This is a genomic window from Vibrio sp. 10N.286.55.E10, assembly GCF_002872555.1.
Taxonomy (GTDB): Bacteria; Pseudomonadota; Gammaproteobacteria; order Enterobacterales; family Vibrionaceae; genus Vibrio; species Vibrio crassostreae.
Window position 1 is genome coordinate 1 of the sequence record NZ_MCSD01000043.1, and the last position, 6,446, is coordinate 6,446.

The following is a 6,446-nucleotide window of genomic DNA, read 5'->3' on the forward strand; positions in this document are numbered from 1 at the left end:
GCGTAGTGACGTGCTGGAGTATCGTACTCAACGTGAGAAGTTGCGATTGTGATACCGCGCTCGCGCTCTTCTGGAGCGTTATCGATAGATGCGAAATCTTTAGCAACACCGCCGTACACTTTTGCAAGTGTAGTACAGATAGCAGCAGTTAGAGTTGTTTTACCGTGGTCAACGTGGCCGATAGTACCAACGTTTACGTGCGGTTTCGTACGTTCAAATTTTTCTTTAGACATGGGGTGTCCCTCTAGGTACGGATTAGGTGGCTTAAAATAAGACCACGCAACCAAAAAAATGGTTTTCTTTATTAAAGGAGAAGAAGCTTTAGACTGGTGCTAATACCCAGAGTCGAACTGGGGACCTCACCCTTACCAAGGGTGCGCTCTACCGACTGAGCTATATCAGCACACAAAATGAGTTGGAGCGTGCAGCGGGAATCGAACCCGCATCATCAGCTTGGAAGGCTGAGGTAATAGCCATTATACGATGCACGCAACACGTAACTCTGTTTGAGCTATTTAACCTTTAGAATATGGTGGAGGGAGACGGATTCGAACCATCGAAGGCAGTGCCGGCAGATTTACAGTCTGCTCCCTTTGGCCACTCGGGAACCCCTCCAAATTTTGAGCTTTCTCTCGCTTGCCTTAGAGGAAGGGAGAAAGTGGTGCCGACTACCGGAATCGAACTGGTGACCTACTGATTACAAGTCAGTTGCTCTACCTACTGAGCTAAGTCGGCACAAGTGGGGCGCATTTTATTGAATGATTTTCCACCTTGCAATAGTAAATTGAAAAAAAGTGCAAAATTCTCTTACCAAACTCCTACATACGCCAATTTAGCTCAAGGTTTCCATCTTTAACACGCATCTAGCACAGGAAGATATTTTATTTATCTATCGCTTGATGTATTTTCCATGCACTTGTTTTGTTATCCACTATAGAGTTTTGTATGAGCCCATTTATGTCATTTGACCGCGAACGCTGGTCTGAGCTAAGGAATTTAGTTCCGATGACACTTTCTGAAAGCGACTTAAAAGAGCTTCAAGGCATCAATGAAAAACTCACAATGGAAGAGGCTGTGGAGATCTATCTACCACTTTCTCGGCTGTTGAATCTCTATGTAGCAGCCAGACAAAACAGAAACTCGGTACTTCACGAGTTCCTAGATAAGAAAGAGAAAGCGCCACCTTTTATCATAGGTATTGCAGGTAGTGTTGCGGTTGGTAAAAGTACAACTGCGCGACTGCTTAAAGCCCTACTCTCTCGTTGGGAAAACCACCCAAAAGTTGAGCTAGTCACAACGGACGGTTTCTTATACCCAAATGAAGTGTTGGAAGAGAAAGGGTTGATGAGTAAAAAAGGCTTCCCTGAGTCTTACGACATCAAGCGTCTTGTGAACTTTGTCTCAGATGTTAAAGCGTGCAAAAGAAATGTCACCGCACCGGTATACTCGCACCTAACTTACAACATTACTGATGATGTTAAGTGTGTCGACCTACCCGATGTACTTATTATTGAAGGGCTTAATGTCTTACAGAGTGGCATGAACTACCCACACGAACCGCATCGTGTGTTTATTTCAGACTTCCTTGATTTCTCACTCTATGTTGATGCTGACAGCCAGCAAATCAAAGAATGGTACATCAATCGTTTTATGAAGTTTCGCGATGGCGCGTTTACTAAACCTGGCTCGTACTTTAGCCATTACACTAAGTTATCGAATCAAGCGGCACTGGATAAAGCGGAAGGTATCTGGAGTTCAATCAATGGCTTGAACCTTGAACAAAATATCCTTCCGACAAGAGAAAGAGCGCACCTGATTTTGCGAAAAGGCGCCGATCACATGGTTGAAGAAGTGTTACTCAGAAAATAGTAACGCCTTAATCGCCTTTTCTTAGCGATATTTCACCACCAATATAACTCTCGAGGCCATTCTCTGTTTTGAGTAACACGGCACCTTGTTCATCGATGCCCTGAACAACACCTTCAATTTCTCTAGGTCCAATAATCAACCTAACATTGCGACCTAAGAAATTATCTAAGCGATTCCAACGCTCTACAAAATTGGACATTCCTTTCAGTTCATAATCCACAAGAGACTTGTCCCAAGCATTGATCAGAGCCTGCGCTAATTGGTTACGATCAGGCACCTTTCCGTCACACACTTCTTTAAGAGAAGTCCACGGTTGACCAATACCTGATGTCGTTGGGTCCATAGATAGATTCAGCCCTAAACCAATAACAATATGAGCTGCGCCACCCGATTGCCCCGAGAGCTCGACTAAGATACCCGCGAGCTTCTTGTCATTGTGGTATAGGTCATTCGGCCACTTAAGCTTGATGCCTTCAACGCCCATCTCTTCCAAAGCCTCTACAACGGCTACTCCAACCACAAGGCTTAAGCCCATCGCAGCAGCCATCCCTGCGTCGAGTCTCCAATACATTGAAAGGTAGAGATTTGCACCAAATGGCGATACCCACTCTCGTCCGCGACGTCCACGCCCCGCAGCTTGATATTCAGCCATACAGACAGAACCCGATTCGAGGGTGTTAGTACGCTCTAATAGGTGTTGGTTTGTAGAACCGATGATTGGAATCAGCTCAAGAGAAGCATCGCGACTAACTGCAGACAATTTTTCTTGGTCAAGCATATCTAAACGGCTAGCTAGCTTGTAACCCTTGCCTTGTACTCGGTAGATATCTAAACCCCACTCTTGAATACCTTTAATGTGCTTACTGATAGCCGCTCGTGATACACCAATCATTTCACCTAGGTCTTCACCTGAATGAAACTCACCGTCAGCAAGACATCTCAATAGTGCAAGCTTGGTACTGTGTTCTCTCATACCAATGACTCCAAAGCCTTATCTAGGTTTGTCTCTCGGTCTCGTCCCATAAAACGTACTTCATGTTCCAATCGAATATCGAATTTATTCAAAACGGCCTGACGTACTCGCTCTGCAAGCTTAAGGATATCCACAGCAGAAGCCTCATCAGAATTGATGATAACCAATGCTTGGTTAGGGTGAACCTGAGCGCCACCTTCTGTCACCCCCTTGAACTGGCATTGATCAATCAGCCAGCCAGCAGCGACTTTGATCATGTCATTACTCTCATAGCCGACAATGTTTGGATATAGAGCTAACAGGCGATCAAAATGATCTTTGGTGATCACAGGGTTTTTGAAGAAGCTGCCCGCATTCCCTTGTATTCTAGGGTCTGGCAGCTTACTCGAACGGATAGCACACACTTCATCAAATACAGTACGAGGAGTGAGACTATCGGCTGCTAGGCTTTTTAACGGGCCATAGTGATTGCATGGCTCCCACTCTTTCGGCAACGTTAAACCAATCGCAACAACAATCGCTTTACCGTAGAGAGCATGTTTGAAAATAGAATCTCGGTAACCAAAGAGACACTCTTCCTTGCTTAATCGCTTAACTGTATAAGTATCCAGACACAGGATATCAACGTACTCGCATATGTCTTGCAGTTCAACGCCGTACGCACCAATATTCTGAATCGGAGCAGAGCCTGAACAACCGGGTATCATTGCTAGATTTTCTAGACCACCCAGCCCTTTATCGACACTCCACTTAACCAAACTAGGCCAATCCTCACCACCATTAACATGTAGATGGTGATGGCTATCTGTCTCGGTTAACGTAATCCCGGCTAACTGGTTCACAATAATCAAACCTGCAAAGTGCTCAGTAAAAAGCATATTACTGCCCTTACCCAATATTAACTTTGGCAAAGTTGACCACTTAGGGTCTTGATAAACCGTAATCAGTTCTTCGATAGTCGTGACTTCAACCAACGCATCACAAGTCTGATCGATGGAAAAAGTATGAACGTTTTTTAAACTAGCATTGAGATGGAATTGCATGACGATATTCAATTAACTTACACTGCAACCATTCTACAGCAGATAAACCAGTGGCGCAGTGACTGAATGAACAATGTCATCATTACCCAATTAGACCCCGTTAAAGTTCCCCTAGTAAAACGTTTCTACAAGGAACATTATCCAACGGGAAAAGCCAATAAAAGTGAACTGATCTATTCGTTGTTACTGGATAGCGAGCTGTGCGGTGTCGTGCGTTTTCGTACAATAGAAAACAATCGCTTACTTACCGGTATGGCGATATCAAAACAGCATCGCGGTCAGCAATTAGGCTCGCAGCTTATGGATTATTGTGCGCAACATACTCTAACGGAAAACGACTACTGCTTTGCATACGCTCATCTCACCAATTTTTACGCGCGACACAGATTCGTACAAGTAGAGCCTAAAGATCTGCCAAATGGATTAAGAGTTTTATACGAGCGGTATTCGAATAGTGGAAAAGATCTCATTCCTATGCATTATCAGCAAAATTGTTAGAGAATGCCTCGATTATCTAGTATTTGATGCTATCCCTTTGGTAAAATTAAAGGTTCGCAATTTTGCATATTTTTAAGGTAAAACAGTCAATATGATTGCCAGTAGGAATCCATTCATACAGTTGCCAACCATAGCGCAGAATCCTGACAAGTTTGAAGTACTACTATCAGCGCAAGAGTTTCGAACTCGTCTACTTGATGAGATATCTCGCGCGACGACTCGTATTAGTTTAGTCGCTTTGTATCTTGAAGATGATGAGGCTGGCCGTGAGATCCTAACTGCCTTATATGAAGCAAAGCAAAAGAATCCAGAATTAGACGTGAGCGTTTGTGTCGATTGGCACCGAGCACAGCGTGGATTGATTGGCGCAGAGTCTTCTGAAGGCAATGCTGCCATGTATAAAGAGTTTGCAGAAAAATATCAGCACTCTGTACCCGTCTATGGCATTCCAGTTCGCGGCAAAGAAGTCTTTGGAGTATTGCACTTAAAAGGCTTTATCGTCGATGACAGCGTGATATACAGCGGTGCAAGCCTTAACAATATCTACCTGAATTACCATGAGCGGTATCGCTTTGATCGTTACCACGTTTTAAACAACGCGGCTCTTGCGGACTCGATGTTTACCTACGTACACGAACAGATGGTTGCGGACAGCGCTGTTTATGACTTAGCTGATAAGAACAAGCCTGTGACCAAAGAACTGAAACCAGCGATTCGTCAGTTTCGTGCATCATTGGCAAGATCTCAATATCAATTCGATGGCCAAGAGGTTTCAGCAGACCAAGTTGCAGTAACACCATTGGTTGGTATCGGTAAGAGACGTAATCGTCTGAATCAGGGAATCAATCAACTCGTCGCTCAAGCTAAAGATGAAATCTTTATCTGCACACCTTACTTCAACTTCCCACCGAGCCTAGCTAAAGAAGTGAAGAAAGCGCTTAAGCGTGGCGTAAAGGTCAGCATTGTTGTTGGCGATAAGACAGCAAATGATTTCTTTATCTCGCCAGAAGAAGAGTTTAAAACGATTGGTGGTCTGCCCTACCTTTACGAATTGAACTTACGTCGTTTCGCTAAAGCGAATGAAGCTCATATAGCTAGCCGTAATCTATCAATTCGACTTTGGCAACACGATTCCAATAGCTTCCACCTAAAGGGGATTTGGGTCGATAAGCGCTACATGCTACTAACAGGCAATAACCTAAACCCTCGAGCATGGAAGCTAGATCTAGAGAACGGCATCTTTATCCAAGATAACTACCATCACCTAACAGACAAATTCCAAGCTGAAGTGGATAATATCCTTCAACACACTCAGCTTATCTGTACTTATAAGCAGTTAGACAAGATAGAGAGCTACCCGACGGAAGTTCAGAAGTTGATTCGCAAGATCACTCGCGTGAAAGCCGATAGAGTGCTTAAACAAATACTGTAGTCGATGTTAAAAATAACCATCTATCAACGCCTAGCAAACGCTAGGCGTTTTTGTATCTACGAGATAGCTAAATCCCTCTTTAGAAGGTGCAACAGAAAAAGTTGAAAGAGCCACCTTCATTCGTCAGATTTGAGAGCAAACAGCGCCTGTCGGTTTCTATAGAGACACCTCAATAGGTAGCAATGAGGTCTGTACCAAAAGTCCGAAGTTCATACATCAAAAACGACGAAAGCCTAGTCGTCAGACTAGGCTTTCTAATATGTGCAGGAATAGCGTGAAGTGCAGGGGCTCGGTACCTTAACAACACTCATACAACCTAACAGCAAAACACTTTTCTTCAAATGTAAAAAAGCCCTGCTATTGCTAGCAGGGCTTTTCTAATAAGTGGCGGAGTGGACGGGACTCGAACCCGCGACCCCCGGCGTGACAGGCCGGTATTCTAACCAACTGAACTACCACTCCGCAGTGGACTACTTGTCGTCGCTGACAAGTCGTTCATAATTTAAAGCCTGGCGATGTCCTACTCTCACATGGGGAAGCCCCACACTACCATCGGCGCTATTGTGTTTCACTTCTGAGTTCGGCATGGAATCAGGTGGGTCCACAATGCTATGGTCGCCAAGCAAATTTT

6 protein-coding genes, 5 tRNA genes and 1 rRNA gene are annotated in these 6,446 nt (G+C 44.3%); 3 read left to right on the forward strand and 9 right to left on the reverse strand.

Annotated elements, in window-relative coordinates:
- The 5 genes from BCV39_RS18615 to BCV39_RS18635 form a co-directional block, all read right to left on the reverse strand.
- The coding region (locus BCV39_RS18615) for a GTP-binding protein (RefSeq protein WP_240698606.1) at positions 1-233 on the reverse strand (233 nt) is incomplete at its 3' end.
- Positions 234-327: 94 nt separating this feature from the next.
- A tRNA-Thr gene (locus BCV39_RS18620) sits at positions 328-403 on the reverse strand.
- 13 nt (positions 404-416) lie between these two features.
- A tRNA-Gly gene (locus tag BCV39_RS18625) sits at positions 417-491 on the reverse strand.
- A 39-nt stretch (positions 492-530) separates the two neighbouring features.
- Positions 531-615, reverse strand: a tRNA-Tyr gene (locus tag BCV39_RS18630).
- Positions 616-659: 44 nt separating this feature from the next.
- A tRNA-Thr gene (locus BCV39_RS18635) sits at positions 660-735 on the reverse strand.
- Positions 736-945: 210 nt separating this feature from the next.
- Here BCV39_RS18635 and coaA point away from each other — a divergent pair.
- Complete coding sequence (gene coaA / locus BCV39_RS18640; protein WP_048657856.1) at positions 946-1,869, forward strand: type I pantothenate kinase; 924 nt, start codon at positions 946-948, stop codon at positions 1,867-1,869.
- Positions 1,870-1,876: 7 nt separating this feature from the next.
- On the opposite strand, the gene birA is transcribed toward coaA, so the two are convergent.
- Together birA and murB are read right to left on the reverse strand one after the other, a co-directional pair.
- Positions 1,877-2,842, reverse strand: a complete 966-nt coding sequence (gene birA, locus BCV39_RS18645; protein ID WP_102460942.1) for a bifunctional biotin--[acetyl-CoA-carboxylase] ligase/biotin operon repressor BirA — start codon at positions 2,840-2,842, stop codon at positions 1,877-1,879.
- Complete coding sequence (murB, locus tag BCV39_RS18650) at positions 2,839-3,885, reverse strand: UDP-N-acetylmuramate dehydrogenase (RefSeq protein WP_102460943.1); 1,047 nt, start codon at positions 3,883-3,885, stop codon at positions 2,839-2,841. The genes birA and murB overlap by 4 nt, the downstream gene beginning before the upstream one ends.
- 66 nt (positions 3,886-3,951) lie before the next feature.
- Here murB and BCV39_RS18655 point away from each other — a divergent pair, with 66 nt between their 5' ends.
- Both BCV39_RS18655 and pssA read left to right on the forward strand, forming a co-directional pair.
- Positions 3,952-4,383: a GNAT family N-acetyltransferase gene (locus BCV39_RS18655; RefSeq protein WP_102433619.1), complete on the forward strand. Its 432-nt coding sequence runs from the start codon at positions 3,952-3,954 to the stop codon at positions 4,381-4,383.
- Between the two features lie 91 nt (positions 4,384-4,474).
- Entirely contained in the window at positions 4,475-5,815 is a 1,341-nt protein-coding gene (gene pssA, locus BCV39_RS18660) for a CDP-diacylglycerol--serine O-phosphatidyltransferase (RefSeq protein WP_102433618.1), read from the forward strand.
- Positions 5,816-6,200: 385 nt separating this feature from the next.
- Here pssA and BCV39_RS18665 read toward each other — a convergent pair.
- Positions 6,201-6,277 (reverse strand) — tRNA-Asp (locus tag BCV39_RS18665).
- A gap of 45 nt (positions 6,278-6,322) precedes the next feature.
- Positions 6,323-6,438, reverse strand: a 5S ribosomal RNA gene (rrf, locus tag BCV39_RS18670).
- Positions 6,439-6,446 lie beyond the last annotated feature (8 nt).